This is a genomic window from Novipirellula caenicola (genome assembly GCF_039545035.1).
Classification (GTDB): domain Bacteria; phylum Planctomycetota; class Planctomycetia; order Pirellulales; family Pirellulaceae; genus Novipirellula; species Novipirellula caenicola.
The window spans coordinates 980,756-1,001,467 of record NZ_BAABRO010000001.1; the positions used below are offsets into that span (position 1 = coordinate 980,756).

The window sequence follows — 20,712 nt, forward strand, 5'->3', positions numbered from 1 at the left end:
AGCCATCCGCGGCCAACGATGGCAGTGCCGTTCTATCCCGCTTGGTTGCTGGCGGCGTCTTGCAGTGCCGGAGGTATCGCCCCAGCCGGTGGCATCGAAATCGTCGAAGCGTTCGTCAAACGCCACGGCAGCGTGACCCAAAATCGGCTGCCGCGTCCCAGTTCGCTTTCAAAATCGACTTCGCCGCCGAGCAACTTCGCCAATTCTTTGACAATCGACAAGCCAAGCCCGGTCCCCGAGAACTCGCGAGTCAAGCCTTCGTCATTAAGTACCTTTTGGCTCTGACGAAACTTTTGGAAAATGATCGGTTGATCCTCTTCGGCGATCCCGACTCCGGTGTCACTGACGGACAACCGAAAGCGACCATTTTTCACATCCTCGATATGCACCGTGATCATCCCGCCTTCGGGTGTAAACTTGATCGCATTGCTGAGCAAATTGTTGAGGATCTGACCAAGTTTGTTTTGATCTTGGTACGCTTTGGGCAGATCATCCGGAATCTCGACCGTCAACGAAATGTTCTTTTCTTCGGACAGCGAGTGGATCATATCGCACTGCGCCGACACCAATCGCGACAGATCAAATTCAGCCCGGCGGACTTCCATTTTGCCTGCTTCGACCTTGGCCAAATCAAGGATATCGTTGATCATTTCAAGCAATAAACGCCCGCTTTTACGGATATTTCCCGCATACCGACGCTGTTTATCGTTTAGCGAATCGATGCCCTGCAGCACTTCGGAAAACCCAATGATGCTGTTCAGTGGCGTTCGCAATTCATGGCTCATGTTGGCCAAAAAGTCGCTCTTCAGCCGGTTCGCTTCGTACAGCTGGAGGTTCAACTGTGCAAACTGATCCACCCGAGCATCCAATTCGCGATTGACTTCCTGAATCTTATCCTGAGTCTCGGTGAGGTGACGAAGCATTCGGTTAAACGCGTCGGCCAATTCCCGAAACTCGTCTTCGGTATCGATCGTAGCACGTTGGTTGGTATCACCGTGCGTGATCGCATCGCTGACATCACGCAGGTGATACAGCGGTTGCAGGACCAAGTAACGGATAATCGCGTGCAAGACAAACAGCGTGACCGCGATAATCAACATCGCCAACGCAATCACGATCGCGCGAATCCACGTCGTTAGCTCATGTGTTTCCTGATACGGCATGCTGACGCGGAACACACGAAATGGATATTGCGACGCAAGCTTGTCGGGGTCCTCGTTGGGCGACGTCGAGATCGCGCCGCCGGTGGGGCTGTGACACGACAACACACATGTTGGTTTGAAAAAAACCGGCGAGTAATAGATGTAACGATCATCCACCGGACCATCTTCGGCAAACACCGTGGTGCCAAGAAATCCGATCCGGCTCATCGCCTCGTTTTCGCCCAAATCCAACGGACGCTCGACGTCGGGTCGGTCTTCGGCGATTTGGCGACTGAGCCATTCACGATACTGAGGCTGCAGACTTTTCAGCCGTGATAATTCCATCGCTCCGAGTGGAGTGCTCGAGGTCGGCAATTCGATTTGGGGCAAGTTGTCGTAGGGGGCCGAATCCTGCAACGCCAAGATTTTAAAGTCAATCTTGTCATTGAGCAGCTCGGATCGTAGCCCCTCAAGCAGGACCTTTTCTCGCTGCACGACGTCTTCGGGCAGTGCCGAGGACCATTGTGCGTCGCTGTGGATCATCATCAGCTCGGCCGCCGCGTAATCGCGTGCTCGTTGCCGGGTCGTGTTGGTGACCAGACTCTTGGCTAACAATTGGACCACGAAAAATGCAGCACACATCAAGACGAGCAGCGCAGAACCGAAAAAGAGCAGACATTTCCGCTCAAGGCTCATCGATGCAAAAACGCTCTTGATGAAGCGAAACATTAAAATCCAAGGCAATCGTAGCAGAGAAAAAACAACGAAATGGCGCGCACATCGATGCAACCGTCCCCCGTGATCCGCCCTCGACGAGGCCGACGGATCGCAGCACCCTCGAGCAACCTTTCACCGATCAAGCAAAGCGGGTCGCTTCCAAGTATACTTGAAATCGGCCGCGCCATCGCTTGACCTAACTCTTGAATGAGCAATAGTTTACCACGGTGAAACGAATCAAGGGACGGACAACGCATTCGCAACGAACGGACGGCAAAACCCGCCAACGAAGTCGATGCTGCGGTGACCACGCGAACCTTCGCATCGGGCTCGGCACGCATCCAGTCGCCCTAGTGTGACGAATTATTCCGATCCAGGGGAGGCGAATTTCGCCGCCATTTGGGGAATCCGCACCTCCCTGGACCATTAACCTGCGATCATTAAAACCCGACCTGATTGCGCAAAGCTCTCCATTTAACCTGGTTTCGCTGCTTGCTAGCTGATTTTCTGACAACTAGCATGTGGGGGCAGGGTGATGGCAGCAGCCTCCGGTCGAATTGATTTATTCGGTTTTCAGAAGAACGCCATTTCCCCAATCCCACCTTAGAAACTCGCACGCGAACCGCACTTCGGTGTGGAGGAGACAAAACGAATTATGAAACGCACGGCCCGAAGTCTATACCGATGGAGCCTCGTTACGACATTGACTTGCCTGCTCGGTATCAGCCCCGCATCCGCTGGATGGCTTCTACGACACGCATGCAGTGAACCGGCTCCCACCTGCGGCGCGCCGTGTCCCCCAATCGCCTGCCCACCGATTCATTGCCCCCCCATTCACTGCCCACCGGTCTATTGCCCTCCGGTCATCCAATGCCCTCCGGTTGCTTGCCCTCCCGTCGCCTGTCCGCCGATTGAATGCGTGCCGACGCCGGTGGGATCCTGCTGTGGCGAAGTCTCCTACGAAGCCGTCGACAATCAAGGCGTGTGCGACTACAGCGGCGTTGACCATGGGACCGTAATCGAATCGGCTCCGATGCAATACGACAGCGGAACCGAATACGCGGCCCCGATCGACCATGGCAACATGCCATTGGAATCCGAATTCGCACCTCCTGCGCCCGCCGACATGGGACCGACCGACACGCAATCGTCCAACGAAGCCGACCCCGCTTCGCCATCGGATTCTCCGTTCAACCAAACGCCGGCTGAGGAAGATCAAGATCCGCAGCCTGCACCTGCGATGCCCGCGGAAACCACGCCTGAGCCTCCCGCAACCGAACCACCTGCGGAGACTCCGGACATGCCTGAGCCACCTGCAACCGAACCGCCAGCAACCGAACCAGGTCCTGCCGACGATTTGTTTGGCAGCCCAGCTCCGGCGGAAACCGAGCCAGCTCCAACAGAGCCTGCCGCTCCGGCGGATGACTTGTTCGGTGAACCCGCTCCTGCTGAAACGACTCCCGCACCGGCGGATGATTTGTTCGGTACACCACCAGCCGAAACCGAGCCTGCTCCGGCCGACGACCTGTTTGGCACACCGCCGCCGGCGGAAACCGATCCTGCTCCGGCGGACGACTTGTTCGGCGAACCACCTGCGGACACCCCCGATTCGATGCCTGCCGAAGAGCCAGCACTGGACGATCTGTTCGGTAGCGACGCCGCGCCCGCCGGCGAAGAATCGGCTGCCAAACCGCCGATGGACGACGATATCTTTGGTGGTGCAGCCGACGCTCCGGCCGACGCCCCCGTTGAGATGCCAGCCGAGACGCCTGCCGAAGAATCGATTGACGATCTGTTTGGTGGCGATGCTCCGGCCGACGAGGCACCTGCGGCAGAACCTCCAGCGACCGAAGCTCCTGCAGCCGATCCAAGCCTCGATGACTTGTTTGGCGGTGACGCACCAGCGGCGGACACCCCAGCCGAAGACGCGGCTCCGATGGAAGCCCCTGCGACCGACGCAGCCGACACCAGCCTTGATGACTTGTTCGGTGGCGACATGCCAGCCACGGACGAAGCCCCCGCAGACGCTGCGGCCGACAGTGACGCCAGCATCGACAGCCTATTCGGCGAAGCCCCCGATGCTGCTGCCGACGCGGCAACTGAAACGCCAGCCGAGGCTCCGTCCGACGACCTAGACGGCTTGTTCGACACGCCCCCTGCGGACGCTGCCGAACCAGCGGCTGATTCGATCGATGATTTGTTTGGCACTCCAAGTGATGCCGACGAAGACAAATCGAAGACCGAAGAAGCGGGCACCTCGATCGACGATTTGTTCGGTAAAGCCGAACAAGCCAAAGATTCGTCGCAGTTGGTGGTTTCCGAGAAGACCACCGTTCGCATCACTTCGCTTGACGACACTCGCATGCGAACCTGGATCGACAACACCGGAAACTTCCGCACCGATGGACGTTTGATCGAAATCAATGCCACCAACATCCGGTTGCTGAAATCGAACGGCCGAAAGTGCACCGTGCCATTCTCGCGAATGTGTGCCGCGGACACCGCCTATGTCGAATCGATTGAAAAGCAGATCGAAGCGTCGAAGGTGGCGATGTTGATCAGCCGCTAATTGATCTAGCGGATCAAGCAATCACGCGAACCGGGCCAACGAGCAATTCGTTGGCCCGGTTTTTTGTTGGTCTCCTTTGACATCAACCGGGTGGTCTTTGTAGCGGAGCGATACGAAAATAGATGGCATTGGCCTTAGAGCCATCGGCTCGTTACCCGAGGCCTTACGACCTGCGGCTCATTACCCGAGGCCTTACGGCCAACGGCTCATTACCCGAGGCCTCACGACCAACGGCTCATTACCCGAGGCCTCACGACCAACGGCTCATTAGATGGGGCCTTGCGGCCATCGGCTCCGGAAGGTGATTGACGCTTTGATAAAATCATTGGACCGTCGCGACTTTCGATCCACGGTGAAATCTCCGTCAAACACTTGACGGTTGTTCGCGACGAAATGCCCGGCTGCGTCAGTAAACGGGGCCAGCGGTAACCAAGCCGTTTGCCAATTCGGCTAGACTAACATTCAGTGCATTACGCTGCACTTGAGTCCCCCATTCCTGGCTGCGGCTATGAACTCATCAAGGCAATTTTGTCATGGCCTCTCCTCCAGTCCGCTTGATGCATTTTGACCCGAGGTGGCGTCAAGAATTCGAGCAAACTCGCAGCAGCATCCTGCTGTCGTGCGAAGGCCGGGTGGTGGACGTGGTTCATGTCGGCAGCACGGCCATCTCGGGTCTGATCGCCCGTCCGACGATCGATGTTTTGGCGGGCGTAGCCGACATCTCGATGATGGAGTCCGCGGCACTGCTGATCGAAGGACTCAATTTTCGCCGCGAGGCGACACCGGCATGGGCGGGACAATCGATTGCGTTGTGCAAACCTCGTTACGCTACGCCTGACCACCCCGATCCAACCCATTGTGTCTATTTAATGCAGACATCCGCCCCTGCCTGGATTCAAGCGGTTTCCATTCGCGATTATCTACGGCAAAATGCGGAAACGGCACTCGATTTCGAAGAGGCCAAAGTGCGACGTTGGCGAAGCGGCGAGGGGGATCGGCAGCAGTACGAAGCGGACAAAGCGATCTTCTTTGCCCACCTGATCGACCAAATCGACGCGTCCTAACCTCGCTTGGCCGAGGCAAACTATAATCAAACCGAAACAAGCTGATTGTTTCTTTCACGTTCTCCAATTCCAGGCTCTAGTCTCCTATGCCGCGCAGCCGACTTGGCCCGTTAGCGATCGAAGCCAAACTGGGTGACCATCCGTCACAAAGTTCGGTGTGGCGTGCGATTCACGTACAGCTACACAAAGCGGTTGCCGTCAAAGTGTTCTCGTCGCCGTTTGGCGCGACCCCCGAAGCACGCACGCAGTTTGCCGCCGAATGGGAAACGTTGAAAACGCTACAGCATCCCGCCATCGCCCGCTGCTATGGCGGTGGATTCGAAGACAAAGAGGCCTACTTGGCTTACGAGCTTGTCGAAGGCGAAACGCTGGCGGCGGAAATCGAGCGACGCAGCCGTTTGCCGTGGGAATCGGTGCTCGAAGTCGCCGAGCCGATCATTGCGGCCCTGTGCTACTTGCACGAACGTGACATTGTTTACGGGATGCTTGGCCCCGACAAGATTTTGTACGCAGGATTGAGCCCATTGCTGGTCGATGTTCGCACCGATCGCATTCATTCCAATTTCAAAACCTCGCGTCCTCCCACGCCGCACGAAATCGCTTTTCGTCCGCCGGAATGGATCGACGACCCGACTTCGATTACCCACAAATCGGACCTGTATTCGTTTGGTGCCACCCTGTACTTTGCGATCACCGGACGACCACCGGTGCAAGGCGATACGATCGAAGAGGTCACGCGAAACGTCCGCGAACAAACGCCGACGTCGGCGGCATCCTTGGTATTGGATTGTCCGGTTTGGTTTGACAAATTGATCATGCAGCTGTTGGAAAAGGATCCCGCGAAACGTCCCTTTGGCGCTCCGGCGGTCCAATTGGCGTTGGCTGAAGTACGCCGCCGTTCGATGTCACGCACCGGGGTGGCCGAGCATGCGTCGGCCGGATTCAGCCCACTGAGCGTGACCGACCAAAAGGAACGCGACGAGGCTCGTACGCTGCTCGGCCGTGAACTGGTTGACGAAACAAAAGAGAAGCTCCCTGATGCAACGCTTTGGCACGACAAATCGTGGTTCTTGATCGGCGTGCTGATCGCGATGCTGGCGATGCTCGCTTGGGTCGCATGGCCGCTGAACGAAGACCAAATGCGAAAGCGAGCCGAAGACCTGTTGGCGCAAGAAACACAATCAGCGCTGAACCAAGCAAAGAACAACTATCTTAAACCGATGATCAATCAATTCCCCGACGGGGAACACACCACGTGGGCGGAAGAACAGGTCGATCGCATCGAGATGATGCAAGCCGAACACGCGTTATCGGTCAAAATGAAACGCAACCTCGCACTAAAGAACGAGGGAGAACGGTTGTTCGCCGAAGCCGAGCAATTCGAACGCTTCGGTGACACGTCCACCGCACTGGATAAATACCGCAGCATGGAAACGCTGCTTGGCGACGATCCGAAATACCGCCCCTATGTCAATCTGGCGCGTCGTCAAATCGCACAAATCGAAAATCGCTCGTTTGTCAAAGACGAAGCCGCGACGATTATCCAGGAAAAATTGGATGAGGCCGAACGAGAGCATTTGCGAGGCAACGTGGTCGCGGCTCGCCAAATTTGGTATTCGATCATCGAATTGTATGGCAACAACAGCAACGTCGGCCCGCTCGTGCTGCAAGCCCAACAGCGGCTGTCGGCCAGCAATACTCCGGCTCCCGAATCCGCTTCCCCTAATCCGCTAAAACCACCGCAATGACGCCTAACGACGCGCCGGATGACTCACCAATCGAGGCAACACTCGCACCAACGACAACCAGCAATTCGACATCGGGCACATCGACCGATCGTATGATTCAAAGCCGCGGCGCGGTTTTGGCCATCTTGTTTTTGGTAATGGGGGCGTTAGGCATTCCACTATTGTGGATGAACAAAGCGTTCTCCAATGCGGAACGTTGGTTTTGGGCGGTCGTCGTCACGCTCTATACGGCGCTATTGATCTACGTCGCCTGGCGAATCTGTATGTGGAGCTACCACCAAATCTTCGGTTGAAAATGTCATTGATGGCTCCGCAATCCATCACGCTCGGGCGTGCCGCAGCGCGAACGTCATGATCGCCGATCGATCAACGACATTGGCAATCACGCTCGCGTGCATCGATACACGAAGGCTGGCGGTATATTTCGCCAAACCGTTGGACTTCGCCCCACGTGCGGAAACGTTTTCTTTAGCCGAGACGAAAAACGTTGCCCTGCCGGCAATGCCAATCCCTGCCAATACGCGAACGTCGCAAATTGGCCTCCCGGTCGCAGCACCTCTAACATCGAATCCATGATCTCGGCTTGCAGCGATTTCGAGAACGAAGCCCACGGCAAACCACAAATCACCGCATCGACATGCGGCATCGATTCGCGGCGACACAGCTCGACCACGTTCGTCACACTGTCTTCGTAGACGGTCACCGACGGACATCGTGATCGCGTCGCGGCGACCAATTCGGCCGACCGTTCGATCGCGAAAAATTTGGCGTCCGGATGCAGCCGCTGGACAATCCCCTCGGTAAAAACGCCTGTCCCTGGTCCAAATTCGACCACGTTGCGAGCGGATTCCCAATCGAACCATTCGACCATCGTTTTCACCAACCCAGGACTGCTTGGGGCAATCGCCCCCACCTGAGTTGGGTTCCGAACGAAGTTTTTCAAAAATGTCAGCGTGTTATTCATCGACATAGCGTATCGCAACCGAGCCACCACGCGGTAGGGCGTATTATTTTCTCGCTCGGCGTCCGCTACATTGACAATTATGCGAGTCCCTAATCCCAACAACGCTTCCCCGGTCGGGGCCAACATGACGCCGATGATCGACGTTGTCTTTTTGTTGATCATCTTTTTCTTGGTGTCCAGCCACTTGGCTCGCCAAGAGATCCATTTGCCTGTCGAACTGCCAACCGCCAACACTTACCTCCCTGAAAATCCCGATCGAATGGCGCTGACGGTGACCGTCGACGACCAATCTCAGTGGCGAGTGGGCGGAAACGTGGTTGCGATCGACGAGTTGAAGCAAATTTTAAACGAGCATGCATTGCGTAGCGGATCAACTGCCGCAGTGCGATTGCGAACCGACGGATCGGTCCATTACCAATACATCGAACCGATTCTGCGAGAAACGGCACTGGCAGGCATCTACGATGTCACGTTCTCGGTGCGTGAGGAGACTCGCTGATGAAAATCCCGTCATCACGACTGCAAGGATCACTGAAAGTCGAAATGACTCCGATGATCGACATCGTGTTTCTTTTGTTGGTGTTCTTTGTTTGGACCAGCAGCTTTGAGCTGCCCGAGTTCGACCTTCCCAGTGCGATTGCACAGCCGCCCAGCGTCGGCACCAACGACGAATCGACCGACACGCCGCCCGTCGAGATTTTTGACGAGATCATCATCCGCATGCTCGCTTCGTCGGCCGGCAATGCGATTCAGTTGAATGGTCAACCTGTCGCAGACACTAACGAACTGGAAAGCCGACTTCGTGAGATCCTAAAACTGGGGGTCCAACCGCCTGTGATCGTCGATCCCGATCCTACGATTGCGATGGCCGATGCGATCAAGGTTTACGATAGTGCACGCGCGGCCGGCGCGGACCGAGTTCTCTTTACCGCGAACGACGAGTCATGATCATGCGTCCCTTCGCACTGCACGTTTTGTGGATGCTTGTCCTCGCGTTGCCGCAACTGCACGCGATCGCCGATCAAAACTCGGCGGCCCAAATGCCGGTGGCCCGTGTGACGAACGACCGCGATGCCGATTTGATCCGCGAACTGATTCGCCGAGGCGACTTCGAGACTGCCGAACGATTGATTCGTAGTGGGCTTCGATCCGCAACGCCAATCAGTGATGCCTATGCACGCCAAACCGTTTGGTTGTCCGAGCTCGAAACGGCTCGACGTCGCACGATCGACAATTTCGAAAACGAAGACATCCTCGCGGCCCAACAACCGATTGCCGAGTTAATCACCGCCTATCCCGAGCACCCCCGACGGCTGTTTCTCGAGTCACAACAGATCGCGGTCGAATTGGCCGCCGCCGAACATGACCTATTGGCGATCATGGTCAATCCCGGCGACACCGACCGCGGCGATCGGGCACTCCGCCGTTTGACCGATGCCGCGGCAAAATCAGAATCGCTCTCCAAGGCGGTTGCTGAGGAAAAGACGCGTTTGAATTCGCAAACCAGCATGTCACCAAGCGTCATGGCAATGCTCGGTGACTTGACGCGGTTAGAGCAAGAAACGCAAGTGCAGATCGTGCAAATCAAACTGATGGAAACCGAGCTGTTCCCCGCTGGCAGCAACGATCGACTCGCTGCCGCCACTGCCGCACTGCAATCGGCCGATCAAGCGCTGACACGATTGCCAAGCGAATGCCAAGCACGTAACGAAGTCGAGCGATTGCGGGTTGTGGCGTTGTTGCGAAGCGAGGATTTTGAGCGAGCTCGGCGGGCCTTTGACGAATTGGCTCGTGAGGTCTCGCCCGAGTCCGATGCACGCGTCCGTGCTCTCGATATTCAGATCGATCTTCATTCGAATCGCCAAACCGACGCAATCAAGAAACTCAATGCGTTTTATGGCAAGCAGCCTTCGCAGGCGCCGTTGTCGATCGAGATGGACTTGGTACGCTTGGAATCACTTTTGACGCGAAAGGACACGAACCAGAACGGCGCTGGTGACTGGATGGATGCAATTGGCAATCGGCACGGTGCGTATGGACGTCGCCGCGCTGAAACGATCGCGATTGGTTCACTGCGTTCGCAATCGGGCGACGCGTCCGCCGATGGCACAGGCAACCGGATGGATCCTTCGATCATCGCCGCCCAGGGGCGACAATATTTGCGTGACGGCAACCCGCTGAGGGCGGCCCAGTTGTTGGCCAGTGCGGCGATGACCGAATCGAACCCGGACCATGCGATCCAGCGGTCGCTCGAAGCGGCGGCAGCCTTTGTTGCTGCGAAACAGCCCAGCGATGCCGCGGACATATTGGCAGGCGTTGCCAAGTTGAAACCGACCGGCAACGGGGCCGCCGCAGCACACTTGCAAGCGGTGCTGCTGAAAACTCAGAACAAGCCGGCGGCCAGCGAAATCGAGGCGATGCTGCGAACCACGATCACCATGTGGCCCGACAGCGAGCACGCACCGCAAGCGGGCAATTGGCTGATCAAGCTGCTGTCGGCCGACATGCGAATCGTCGAAGCGGCCGAGGTGGCTACGGAACTTGGACTCGACCACTATGAAACCGCGTTGGAACATTGGCGGCGTGCGTTCCGCGAACGTGATCCCGCCGATCAAAGTGAGTTGACAACACGAATGCAACAAGCGTTTGCGTCGTTGATGGACGAAGCGGACGTTGCAGTACGATACCGCCAATTCGCAGCCTACTTTTTTGATCGCGACGCATTGAACGATCTACCGGAATCTGCCGCGTCGGAATCCTACAGCGAGACGTTGCTGCAATTCCGCCTGCGTGGGAAACAAGCTACCGAGCTGCCCGCTCCGCCTGCGGACGCGTTGGACGACACCGTCGCCCGACTGATGCAGGACGGACGGCAAAACGCGTCGCTTCGATCAAAGATCGCGTCCCAGATTGAAAGTTGGCCGCAGCCGTCGGGGCATTCATTGGCAAAGGCCGAGCGGCAGATTTGGCTCGGAAAAATCGAGGATGCCAAGGCGACGATTGAAGCTCTGGTGAAGGACTCCGCTTCACCTGGTGCAATCATCCGCACCGCAGCAACGCTGTTTGGCAGCAGCGAGCATACCGACGCGAGGCGTGAATCGATTCAGTGGTGGGACCGTTTGGCAGCCGGGTTGCCGGTTGGCAGCGACGATTGGCACCAGGCAAAGATCGAGTCCATTCGAGCGATCAAGCAGCTCGGTGACGCCGAACAAGCCCAACAGCGAGCACGCTACATCCTGCTGACGCGTCCCCCGACCGCTCCGGACCTTCGCCGCCAATACCAAGATCTTCAATAGCGAAACTCGCCTAATTGCAGGTGGGACCGTTGCGGAGCGGGACTCATCCGGTTGCGACGAGTCAATTGCGAAACCTCTACTCGCGTCGCTTGTTCTCTGTGCCTTTTCGCCTCCCATTCCAGCACTGGTGGCGTGCCATTTTCAACTGAGATGCTGCGTGCTCTTGCATCTCGTATCTTGGGCGAGATCGGCAACAGTGCAACTAATTGATCCAAGTCAATTGAAGACGGCACCCCCAGCACGAGTGTGCGCAATCGATCTCGTTGGCGATAACGCACCTTTAGCCGTATCCGGTCCTCGCGATGGACATACAACTGGGTTGCGACGAATTGGTCCGCTTTGATCACGAGCCCCGTTTGACCATGTGTTTTTTGCAGTCGATCAGGTCGCAACGTGACGTTCGGAGGGATTGCGGCAAGTAGTCCAAACTGGCACGCAAGCAACACCAGTATCATCGGTAACGCGGCAAACACCGTCCACAGATTGGGAATCACCAATGCCGGAAGCGCAATTTTGAGTCCTCCAATAATCACGGCGCAAGAAACGAAGGTGCCAATAAAAATGTTTGTTATTGCATGACGATTTAGAAGGCAGCTGCGTAACGATTGCCAAAGCTGCGGTACAAATGCCCAGCGTGGAACCCACCAGGTGATCTTCGACGTGCCACTCATCCCCTAACTCCCACTAAAAAGTGCTGACATCAATCCAGGGCACGAAATGAGTGGTAGCGGGGGCGCTGATTTAGAAAACCATTGTCAGTCAGCTTTCCAAGCGGATACCGCCGGCGGTGAACGTGACGTTTTTCTGGGGACCGCGGATACTCTCGCCGCGGCGATCACACCTCAATCACGCTAACGGCTTGGAAAGCCGTGCGACAATCCATTGTCGGTCAGCTTTCCAAGCTGAAACCGCCGGCGGTGAATGTGACGTTTTTTGGGGGACTGCGAATACTCTCGCCGCGGCGATCACACCTTAGGCGCGCTAACGGCTTGGAAAGCCGTGCGACAATCCATTGTCGGTCAGCTTTCCAAGCTGAAACCGCCGGCGGTGAATGTGACGTTTTTTTGGGGACTGCGGATACTCTCGCCGCGGCGATCACACCTCAGGCACGCTAACGGCTTGGAAAGCCGTGCGACAATTTTTTGTCGGTCAGCTTTCCAAGCTGACACTGCTGGCGGTGGACGCGACGTTTTTTTGGGACCGCGGATACTCTCGTCGCAGCGATCACACCCCCAGGCACGCTGACGGCTTGGAAAGCCGTGCGACAATGCATTGTCGGTCAGCTTTCCAAGCGGATACCGCTGGCGGTGAACGTGACGTTTTTTGGGGGACTGCGGATACTCTTGTCGCAGCGATCACACCCCAGCCACACTGACGGCTTGGAAAGCCGTGCGACAATCCATGGTCGGTCAGCTTTCCAAGCGGATACCGTTGGCGATGGACGTGACGTTTTTTTGGGGACTGCGGATACTCTTGTCGCAGCGATCACACCTTAGGCGCGCTAACGGCTTGGAAAGCCGTGCGACATACCATTGTCGGTCAGCTTTCCAAGCTGAAACCGCTGGCGGTGAACGCGACGTTTTTTTGGGGACTGCGGATACTCTCGCCGCGGCGATCACACCTCAGGCACGCTAACGGCTTGGAAAGCCGTGCGACAAAGTATTGTCAGTCAGCTTTCCAAGTTGATACCGCGGTCGGTGGACGCGACGTTTTTTTGAAACCACGGATACTCTCGCCGCGGCGATCACACCTCAGGCACGCTAACGGCTTGGAAAGCCGTGCGACAAACCATTGTCGGTCAGCTTTCCAAGCTGATACCGTTGTCGGTGGACGTGACGTTTTTTTCGAGACAGCGGATACTCTCGCGGCGGCGATCACACCCCAGCCACGCTAACGGCTTGGAAAGCCGTGCGACAAACCATTGTCGGTCAGCTTTCCAAACTGAAACCGCTGGCGGTGAACGTGACGTTTTTTGGGGACCGCGGATACTCTCGCCGCGACGATCACACCTCGGCCACGCTAACGGCTTGGAAAGCCGTGCGACAATGTTTTGTCGGTCAGCTTTCCTAGCGGATACCGCTGGCGGTGAACTCGACGTTTTTCTGGGGACTGCGGATACTCTTGTCGCGGCGATCACACCTCAGGCACGCTGACGGCTTGGAAAGCCGTGCGACAATGCATTGTCGGTCAGCTTTCCAAGCTGATACCGTTGTCGGTGGACGTGACGTTTTTTGGAAACTGCGGATGCTCTCGCCGCGGCGAACACACCTTAGGCGCGCTGACGGCTTGGAAAGCCGTGCGACAATCCATTGTCGGTCAGCTTTTCAAGCGGAGACCGCTGGCGGTGGACGTGACGTTTTTTGGGGACCGCGGATACTCTCGCAGCGGCGATCACACCCCAAGCCCGCTGACGGCTTGGAAAGCCGTGCGACAAACCATTGTCGGTCAGCTTTCCAAGCTGATACCGCGGTCGGTGGACGTGACGCTTTTTTGGAGACAGCGGATACTCTCGCGGCGGCGATCACACCCCAAGCCCGCTAACGGCTTGGAAAGCCGTGCGACAATGTTTTGTCGGTCTAGACTAGGACGTCAGTGCCATGTCGACGACCTTGACGAGCTCTCGGCCGGTGCGGCGACGCGCCCATTGCTTCAGCTCGAACTGCGCCGACCAAGCACTGTGGCACACCCTGGCCCACCATCGGGGCGCGACGACTCGTAACTGCAATAGCGGCGTCGGCTGGGCGCCAATGCGTGCTTTGTACGGCTCGTCGCCTCGCATGTACTCGACCCCACGAAGCCCTTGATCGTGCACGTATTTGAGCGTGTTCACCGCGAGAATTCGGCCGGGCTCGAGTTTGGATGCGTCCAGATCAAAGCCGCTGCTGTAGATGTACAGCAGATCGTCGGAAAGGATCCCCAACTCGCTGCCGATGATCCGACCGTCCAATCGCAGCACTGGCAGATACAAACGATCATTGCGGAACATCTCATGAGCCATCTGGATCACGAAATCACGGAGCCGTTTGTCGGCATAGGTTCCTGGTTCGCCCACGGCGTTCCAGCGGCGCTGATGCAGCTCGATCATCGCGCCGATGAACTCGTCCACCTGCTCGGTCGAATTCGCGACGACGCGTTCCATTCCTGGCGTTTTGTCCACCGCTTCGAGAAACCCTTTGGTCTTTTTGCGAGTCCGTTTGCTATGGTTGCTCAACTGTTGTTCCCACGATTCCGCGGCCTGCAATAGCCAGGTGCTCATACGTGATTGGGCATGAACGATCACTCCCGCCCGGGCAAGCGATGCAGAGAAGCATCGCATCACGGGATCCGCAGCGCTAACTCCATCGAGTTCGAGAAAATCCCAGCCACAAGCGTCCGTCGCAGCATGTTCACACAAAAATTGAACCATCGCATCGATAATGCTGTCGGCATCCGCGTCGTTGGGGTTCAAAAGGATCGAGGCAAAGTCAGTGCAAGCATTGTTGTCCCCGATAAAACGCAGCGTTCGTGGCGAAGCAAGGCTTCGACAAAGTGGCAAAATCCCGCGAATCTGCTCCTGCGAGTCGCGGACGACCACCACGCTGGGCTCCAATGAATCGCCAAACTGGGCCCACCACGGTTTCAGCCAACTGGTTTGACGAAAGGGAACTCCGCCGGAAAGCAAATTCCAGCTGCTGGGGTGATCGAACAGGGTGCTAACGCAGCGCAAACATTCGACTCGGTACATTATTGGGGCCATCACCGGGAAAATTTTCAGGGGGGATTCACCTGAAAATCTAGCCCCGAGGAAGGGTCGCGTACGGACGCAGCGCTAGGTTTCGCTTACAATGCAGCTTGCAAAAAAACGCCGAAGCTACGCAATCGTCACGATCGTTTTATTCGTCCTTTGCGCCGCTTCGCATCCGAATTTGCCTGCCGCATGCCCTACCTGATTCTCCTTCCCCCTGTTTTCTTCACCTTCATTGTTCTGGAAATCAAATGACGTCATCCCAATGGTTTGTTGGTAAATTGCCGATTGCAATCTTGGTCGGACTCGGATTACCAGCCCTAGGCGTTGCCGAATCTCCGTCGTCTCAAGCAAGTGCAACGGCGAATCCGTCGTCTTGGGCCGAATTTCACGGCGTCAATGCTCACGGGTTTACCGCCGACGGATCGCTTCCCTCGCAGTGGGACGAAAACGACTACGCATGGCGTCATGACACCGGCGATTACAACGTCGGGTCCCCGATCATTGCCAACGGGTTGGTGATCTTTTTGACGTCGGATGTCAAGAAGCAAACGATCGCGGTCAGAGCATTGGACTTGAAAACCGGGCAATTGGCCTGGCAGCGTCCCTATCCGCATCACGTCAAACGTCTGCACTCGCGAAACACCGCCGCGTCCAGCACAGCCGCCGCCGACGCAACTCACATCTATTGTTCCTGGAGTGATCCTGAGCACACGATGCTGAAGTGTTTCGACTTTGATGGCAACGAGATCTGGTCGCGTGATTTTGGAACTTGGCAAAGCCAACACGGCTTTGGCACGTCGCCCCGGATCTTTGGTTCGCTGGTCATTCTGTTCAATTCGCAGCAAGGCGAACAATTAAGGCAAGACGAAACCCCGGGACAAAGTCGGATGATTGCGGTCGACCGCAATACCGGCGAAACCGTTTGGGAAACCGCATTGAAAACCACTCGGACTTGCTACGGGGTGCCCGCCATTTTCCAAAGCGACGATGGCACGGCTCAAGTGATCGATGCCAACACTGGTAACGGCATGTTTGGGCTGGACGCCACGACAGGCGAAATGCTGTGGAGTTTGCCGGTATTCGGTGCACGCTGCTGCAGCACCCCGTTAGTCGTAGGCGACTTGGCGATTGCGACTGCGGGCAGCGGAGGCGGCGGCAACCATCTTGTCGCGGTCCGTATCCCCAAGTCGAAAAACGAATCTCCCGAACAAGTTTACCGAATCGACCGAGGGTCGCCGTACGTGCCGACCCCCGCAAAGAAGGGCGACCGTTTGTTCATCGTCGACGACAAAGGGATCGCATCATGTGTGGATGTCACGTCGGGCGAGACCCTTTGGAAAGAGCGAATTGGTGGAAATTTCGGAGCCTCGCCGATCATCGTCAATGACACCGTGTTGATCATCAGTTTGGACGGGAAAGCGACGCTGCTGCGAGCCAGCGACCAATTTGAAAAATTGGGACAAGTCGATTTGGGCGGTCCCGTGGGCGCCACGCCGGCCTATTCAAACGGACGGTTACTGCTGCGAGTCGGCAATGAAATTCGCTGTTTAGCGACCGCTGGCAGCTAGATCGTGGTGCAAAAGGCGAATTTTCGCGTTCACCGTAGTGGACGAGGCAACGAGTCCTTGCAGAATAGAGAGGCGGCTGGTTTAGTACGGCAGCGACGACAATTCATCCATCTCATTTTGGCCGGGGGGCTTGGCCTCGGCCGCGACAATTTACTCTTCTTTTGCCCTGTACTGCCTTATCATCATGTCCATCGTCTCATCCAACGCCGAGCGATTGATTGGGCGAATCGCTACGTTTCGCCGCGTCACCGTGGCGTTTTCCGGCGGGGTGGACAGCAGCGTGGTGGCGGCTGCGGCGATGCGGGCAGGGCTGGATTCGTTGCTGGCCGTGACCGCGAACTCACCCAGCGTACCGGAATGGCAACTGCAGTGGGCCGGCCGAATCGCCCAGCAGATCGGAATTGAACAACAGGTCGTTGCCACCGACGAAGCCAATCGTGAAGAGTACCTTCGCAACGACACTCGTCGCTGTTTTTATTGCAAAGAAACGCTGTACCGCACCCTCGCTCAATTGGCATCCCACGACCCCACGACCGTGTTGGTGTCGGGGACCAACGCCGACGACCTTGGCGATTACCGTCCTGGGATCGAAGCAGGAAATCTTGCTGCCGTGCAAACGCCGCTAGCCGATCTTGGACTCGGCAAGCAAGACGTTCGCGAGTTGGCTCGATTTTTTGGTCTCGAAAACGCCGAACTTCCGGCGTCCCCCTGTTTGGCCAGCCGCGTGGCGTACGGCGTCCCGGTGACTCCCGAACGCTTGCTGCGGGTCGAACGAGCCGAATCATGGCTGCGGGACCGCGGATTCAGCGATGTGCGGGTGCGAGTGCATCACGACGAACTGGCTCGCGTGGAAGTCCCTGCAACGGAACTTTCGCGTTTACTGAACAGCTCACTGGCAGCCCAATTAAACGAAACGCTGCGAACGATCGGCTTTCGATTTGTGACGATCGATTTACAAGGCCTTGAATCCGGAAGCATGAATCGGGTGCTTGTTCGAATTGGAGAGAAAATTCATTGACTTCGGAAACGCCCCTGCCGACACCACCGGATGAATCCGATTTGGCTTCGTCTAAATTGATTGGCTGCCGACTCGGCGACTATCAAATCTTGCGAAAACTTGGACGTGGCGGGATGGCCGACGTCTATTCGGCGCGTCATCTGACGCTTGGCCGTGACGTCGCGATCAAAATTTTGCGCAGCGATTTTGCGCGAGACAAAGATTACGTCACTCGGTTTCGCCGCGAAGCCAAGGCGGCGGCGAAATTGAATCACCCGAACATCGTCCAAGTCTATGATGTGGGAAGTGTCGATTCGTTTCATTACATCGCTCAAGAACTTGTCGATGGCGAGAATCTACGCAGCGTGCTTTCCAAACGCGGATCCTTGACGACGGACGAGGCCATCGATGTCATCGTTGGCGTTGCTTCGGCGCTCGAGGTTGCATCCGAGGCCTCGATCACGCATCGTGATATCAAGCCAGAAAACATCATGCGATCCGATCGCGGCATCGTTAAAGTTGCCGACTTTGGTTTGGCCCGGTTAGGATTGGATGTCGATGCGACGCGAGGCGATTTGACGCAAGCCGGACTGACACTGGGCACCCCACGTTACATGAGCCCCGAACAGGTGCAAGGGCACACCGTCGATGTGCGAAGCGACCTGTACTCGCTTGGCGTCACCATGTACCACTTGCTCGCCGGCCGGCCCCCATTTGAAGCCGACGACCCGTTGGCGCTTGCGGTGATGCATCTGCACGAGACCCCGCAACCACTCGATCGGACTCGAGGGGCGCAAGACATTCCCGAGTGGCTTGTTGCGATCGTGATGAAATTGATTCGCAAACGGCCTCAGGACCGCTTCCAATCGGCCAGCGAATTGCTTGAATCGATCCGCTCGCAGGCATCCGACGCAGGTTTTTCCAGCGGCGTGACGGTCGGGACGGCGGCCGCGACCATTCGCCTGCAACGCGTCACCGACGATGCACGTCGTCGTCGCAATCAACGTTTTCGGCATTACGCCGCGGTGATCCTGTTGCCTCTTCTTTGCACCGCCGCCGCGACGGCCGCGATGTTGTCGCAACCGGCGAAGAGCATCGGTCGTCTATTGCGTCCAGACCAAGTGCCGCAATCCAATTCGGTCCAGGAACAATACCTGGTCGCGCTGACTCGCAATGACGAAGCCGGATGGATGGCCGTGGGTGAAAACTTTCCCCCCGACGCGAATTCGACCAACACTAGTTATTACGCGAAAAGCATGCTGCAGTTGGCTCGAATGATGGCCGGCGAAAATCGATGGAAACAGGCCGACGCGGTGCTTGAGCGGCTGAGCGCCGACCCCAGGATCGACCGGCTTTATCGCACACTGGCGTTGGCTCAGCGTTGTTTGGCGCTTGAACAGCTGAATGATTCGAAGCGGCTTGGTGAGGTGCGTACCCAATTGCAAGCCGCCTATCGCGAACTCGAAACCAGCAATCGCGACGCGGTCTTGCTGGTAAATCGCTTGATTCCCGAAAAAGACCGTGTCAGGCTTGGGTTACAGCCCATCGTCAACAGTCCCTCCAACAGCTAAAACGTGACGGAGACCGTGACAGGTGCGGCAGGACGGTCATATCGGGGCAAGGCGATTCCACGCACCGCTGCAACGTGTCGCCCGCCGGCACGAGCATGCAGCGTGCTACGATCCGAAGGATCCGACGAAACATTCAGTGAGGAGAGATTGATGAGCTATACCGTGGGTTATTGCACCAATGTGCATGCAGGCATGGACTTGCCCGCCATTCGCCAAAATTTGCTTCAATACGCGGTGTCGGTGCAATCAAGTCTGCCGATTGACACGCCGCTTGGCGTGGGATTGTGGTTGCCGGCACAAGCGGCCACCGAATGTTTCGAAGGCGGTGCGAAACCGCTGCGTCAATTCCTTGACGAACATCGGCTCGAAGCGTTTACGATCAACGGATTCCCCTACGACAATTTCCACCAAGACGTGGTCAAACACCGTGTCTATCAACCGACATGGTGGGAAACAAGTCGATTGACTTACACCAAACAACTCGCCGTCATCCTGACCGAACTGCTGCCGCAATCCCAGACGGTGGGATCGATCAGCACGTTGCCGATTGGATGGGCCTCGGACAAAGTCACACCGGAACACCTGGAAACGGCGGCCGAGAACCTACGTCAATTGGCCGAGTTTTTGGCGGCGCTCGAGGAACAAACCGGACGCCGCATCGTTGTGGCGATCGAGCCCGAACCGGGATGCATTCTTCACACCAGTCAAGACATTGTCGATTGGTTTGACAAACACCTCGATAAACCTCTCCATCGTCGTCACATCACCGTTTGTCATGACGTGTGTCACGCGGCGGTCATGATGGAACGGCAAGCCGACGTGCTGCAACGCTACACAGCGGCGGGCATCACGATCGGAAAGGTGCAAGTCAGCAGCGCGATCGTGGCAGAGTGGGACGCCATGTCGCTCGGACGACGGCAAGAAGCAATTGAACAATTGAGCAAGTTTGCCGAGGATCGCTACTTGCATCAAACCGGACGGATCACCGGCGATAACCAGTTCGAATTGACCGAAGATCTACCCACGCTGATTTCGCGGGCGCGTGGCGCAAGTGACCCCGCACGTGGTGACAAACGCTGGGTCGTCCATTTTCACGTCCCTATTTTCCTCGAGCGGTTCGGACATTTAACGACCAGCCAAGAGGAAGTGCGTGACTGCCTGCGAACCTTGCTCCGTAGCGACACGTCGATTGATTTTGTCGGCCACCTCGAAGTCGAAACGTATGCCTGGAGCGTGCTGCCGGACGCGATGCGAAAGCGAAGTCTGGCGGCCGACATCTCCGAAGAGATCCGCTGGTTGCGACGCGAGCTGATTGATTGTTTGTAAGTTTCCGCAGTCGCGTTTCGGAT

General features: G+C 56.8%; 16 protein-coding genes. 12 read left to right on the top strand and 4 right to left on the bottom strand.

Annotated elements, in window-relative coordinates:
- Positions 1 to 32: 32 nt before the first annotated feature.
- A complete protein-coding gene (locus ABEA92_RS03225) occupies positions 33 to 1,784 on the bottom strand; it encodes a sensor histidine kinase (RefSeq protein WP_345682348.1) in 1,752 nt (583 codons plus the stop codon).
- A 994-nt stretch (positions 1,785 to 2,778) separates the two neighbouring features.
- Here ABEA92_RS03225 and ABEA92_RS03230 point away from each other — a divergent pair.
- From ABEA92_RS03230 to ABEA92_RS03245, 4 genes are all read left to right on the top strand, one after another.
- Entirely contained in the window at positions 2,779 to 4,428 is a 1,650-nt protein-coding gene (locus tag ABEA92_RS03230) for an SHD1 domain-containing protein (RefSeq protein WP_345682349.1), read from the top strand.
- A gap of 533 nt (positions 4,429 to 4,961) precedes the next feature.
- Positions 4,962 to 5,492 carry a GrpB family protein gene (locus ABEA92_RS03235; RefSeq protein ID WP_345682350.1) on the top strand — a complete coding sequence of 177 codons (531 nt, stop codon included), beginning with the start codon at positions 4,962 to 4,964 and terminating at the stop codon, positions 5,490 to 5,492.
- Positions 5,493 to 5,578: 86 nt separating this feature from the next.
- Complete coding sequence (locus ABEA92_RS03240; RefSeq protein WP_345682351.1) at positions 5,579 to 7,240, top strand: serine/threonine protein kinase; 1,662 nt, start codon at positions 5,579 to 5,581, stop codon at positions 7,238 to 7,240.
- Entirely contained in the window at positions 7,237 to 7,533 is a 297-nt protein-coding gene (locus ABEA92_RS03245; protein ID WP_345682352.1) for a hypothetical protein, read from the top strand. The genes ABEA92_RS03240 and ABEA92_RS03245 overlap by 4 nt, the downstream gene beginning before the upstream one ends.
- An 89-nt stretch (positions 7,534 to 7,622) precedes the next feature.
- Here the strand turns inward: ABEA92_RS03245 and ABEA92_RS03250 are convergent, their stop codons facing one another.
- Positions 7,623 to 8,204, bottom strand: a complete 582-nt coding sequence (locus tag ABEA92_RS03250; RefSeq protein WP_345682353.1) for a class I SAM-dependent methyltransferase — start codon at positions 8,202 to 8,204, stop codon at positions 7,623 to 7,625.
- Between the two features lie 79 nt (positions 8,205 to 8,283).
- Here ABEA92_RS03250 and ABEA92_RS03255 point away from each other — a divergent pair, with 79 nt between their 5' ends.
- Genes ABEA92_RS03255 through ABEA92_RS03265 form a run of 3 tightly spaced genes read left to right on the top strand, consistent with a single transcriptional unit; the run spans position 8,284 to position 11,500 of the window.
- Positions 8,284 to 8,703, top strand: a complete 420-nt coding sequence (locus ABEA92_RS03255) for an ExbD/TolR family protein (protein ID WP_345682354.1) — start codon at positions 8,284 to 8,286, stop codon at positions 8,701 to 8,703.
- Positions 8,703 to 9,152 (top strand): ExbD/TolR family protein, encoded by a 450-nt coding sequence (locus ABEA92_RS03260; RefSeq protein WP_345682355.1) that lies wholly within the window; start codon positions 8,703 to 8,705, stop codon positions 9,150 to 9,152. The genes ABEA92_RS03255 and ABEA92_RS03260 overlap by 1 nt, the downstream gene beginning before the upstream one ends.
- Positions 9,149 to 11,500 carry a hypothetical protein gene (locus ABEA92_RS03265; protein WP_345682356.1) on the top strand — a complete coding sequence of 784 codons (2,352 nt, stop codon included), beginning with the start codon at positions 9,149 to 9,151 and terminating at the stop codon, positions 11,498 to 11,500. Before ABEA92_RS03260 ends, ABEA92_RS03265 begins: the two co-directional genes overlap by 4 nt.
- On the opposite strand, the gene ABEA92_RS03270 is transcribed toward ABEA92_RS03265, so the two are convergent.
- Positions 11,494 to 12,171, bottom strand: coding sequence for a hypothetical protein (locus tag ABEA92_RS03270; protein ID WP_345682357.1), 678 nt, complete (start codon positions 12,169 to 12,171; stop codon positions 11,494 to 11,496). The genes ABEA92_RS03265 and ABEA92_RS03270 overlap by 7 nt on opposite strands.
- A 1,237-nt stretch (positions 12,172 to 13,408) precedes the next feature.
- On the opposite strand from ABEA92_RS03270, the gene ABEA92_RS03275 reads away from it, so the two are divergent.
- Positions 13,409 to 13,570: a hypothetical protein gene (locus ABEA92_RS03275; protein ID WP_345682358.1), complete on the top strand. Its 162-nt coding sequence runs from the start codon at positions 13,409 to 13,411 to the stop codon at positions 13,568 to 13,570.
- 511 nt (positions 13,571 to 14,081) lie between these two features.
- On the opposite strand, the gene ABEA92_RS03280 is transcribed toward ABEA92_RS03275, so the two are convergent.
- Complete coding sequence (locus tag ABEA92_RS03280; protein WP_345682537.1) at positions 14,082 to 15,236, bottom strand: GNAT family N-acetyltransferase; 1,155 nt, start codon at positions 15,234 to 15,236, stop codon at positions 14,082 to 14,084.
- A gap of 239 nt (positions 15,237 to 15,475) precedes the next feature.
- Between ABEA92_RS03280 and ABEA92_RS03285 the strand changes: the two genes are divergently transcribed.
- The 4 genes from ABEA92_RS03285 to eboE all read left to right on the top strand — a co-directional run bounded on the left by ABEA92_RS03285 (position 15,476) and on the right by eboE (position 20,689).
- Positions 15,476 to 16,795 (top strand): outer membrane protein assembly factor BamB family protein, encoded by a 1,320-nt coding sequence (locus tag ABEA92_RS03285; RefSeq protein WP_345682359.1) that lies wholly within the window; start codon positions 15,476 to 15,478, stop codon positions 16,793 to 16,795.
- 184 nt (positions 16,796 to 16,979) lie between these two features.
- Positions 16,980 to 17,813, top strand: a complete 834-nt coding sequence (gene larE / locus ABEA92_RS03290; RefSeq protein WP_345682360.1) for an ATP-dependent sacrificial sulfur transferase LarE — start codon at positions 16,980 to 16,982, stop codon at positions 17,811 to 17,813.
- Entirely contained in the window at positions 17,810 to 19,363 is a 1,554-nt protein-coding gene (locus tag ABEA92_RS03295) for a protein kinase domain-containing protein (protein ID WP_345682361.1), read from the top strand. The genes larE and ABEA92_RS03295 overlap by 4 nt, the downstream gene beginning before the upstream one ends.
- Before the next feature lie 150 nt (positions 19,364 to 19,513).
- On the top strand, positions 19,514 to 20,689 hold the full coding sequence (gene eboE, locus ABEA92_RS03300) for a metabolite traffic protein EboE (RefSeq protein ID WP_345682362.1): 1,176 nt from the start codon (positions 19,514 to 19,516) through the stop codon (positions 20,687 to 20,689).
- Positions 20,690 to 20,712 lie beyond the last annotated feature (23 nt).

What these genes read in the sequence shown, in the direction of transcription:
- ABEA92_RS03260 (WP_345682355.1), top strand. Translation starts at nt 8,703, where the DNA reads ATGAAAATCCCGTCATCACGACTGCAAGGATCACTGAAAGTCGAAATG.
- ABEA92_RS03255 (WP_345682354.1), top strand. Translation starts at nt 8,284, where the DNA reads ATGCGAGTCCCTAATCCCAACAACGCTTCCCCGGTCGGGGCCAACATG.
- larE (WP_345682360.1), top strand. Translation starts at nt 16,980, where the DNA reads ATGTCCATCGTCTCATCCAACGCCGAGCGATTGATTGGGCGAATCGCT.
- ABEA92_RS03235 (WP_345682350.1), top strand. Translation starts at nt 4,962, where the DNA reads ATGGCCTCTCCTCCAGTCCGCTTGATGCATTTTGACCCGAGGTGGCGT.
- eboE (WP_345682362.1), top strand. Translation starts at nt 19,514, where the DNA reads ATGAGCTATACCGTGGGTTATTGCACCAATGTGCATGCAGGCATGGAC.
- ABEA92_RS03240 (WP_345682351.1), top strand. Translation starts at nt 5,579, where the DNA reads ATGCCGCGCAGCCGACTTGGCCCGTTAGCGATCGAAGCCAAACTGGGT.
- ABEA92_RS03285 (WP_345682359.1), top strand. Translation starts at nt 15,476, where the DNA reads ATGACGTCATCCCAATGGTTTGTTGGTAAATTGCCGATTGCAATCTTG.
- ABEA92_RS03270 (WP_345682357.1), bottom strand. Translation starts at nt 12,171, where the DNA reads ATGAGTGGCACGTCGAAGATCACCTGGTGGGTTCCACGCTGGGCATTT.
- ABEA92_RS03265 (WP_345682356.1), top strand. Translation starts at nt 9,149, where the DNA reads ATGATCATGCGTCCCTTCGCACTGCACGTTTTGTGGATGCTTGTCCTC.
- ABEA92_RS03280 (WP_345682537.1), bottom strand. Translation starts at nt 15,236, where the DNA reads ATGGCCCCAATAATGTACCGAGTCGAATGTTTGCGCTGCGTTAGCACC.
- ABEA92_RS03250 (WP_345682353.1), bottom strand. Translation starts at nt 8,204, where the DNA reads ATGAATAACACGCTGACATTTTTGAAAAACTTCGTTCGGAACCCAACT.
- ABEA92_RS03225 (WP_345682348.1), bottom strand. Translation starts at nt 1,784, where the DNA reads ATGTGTGCTGCATTTTTCGTGGTCCAATTGTTAGCCAAGAGTCTGGTC.
- ABEA92_RS03245 (WP_345682352.1), top strand. Translation starts at nt 7,237, where the DNA reads ATGACGCCTAACGACGCGCCGGATGACTCACCAATCGAGGCAACACTC.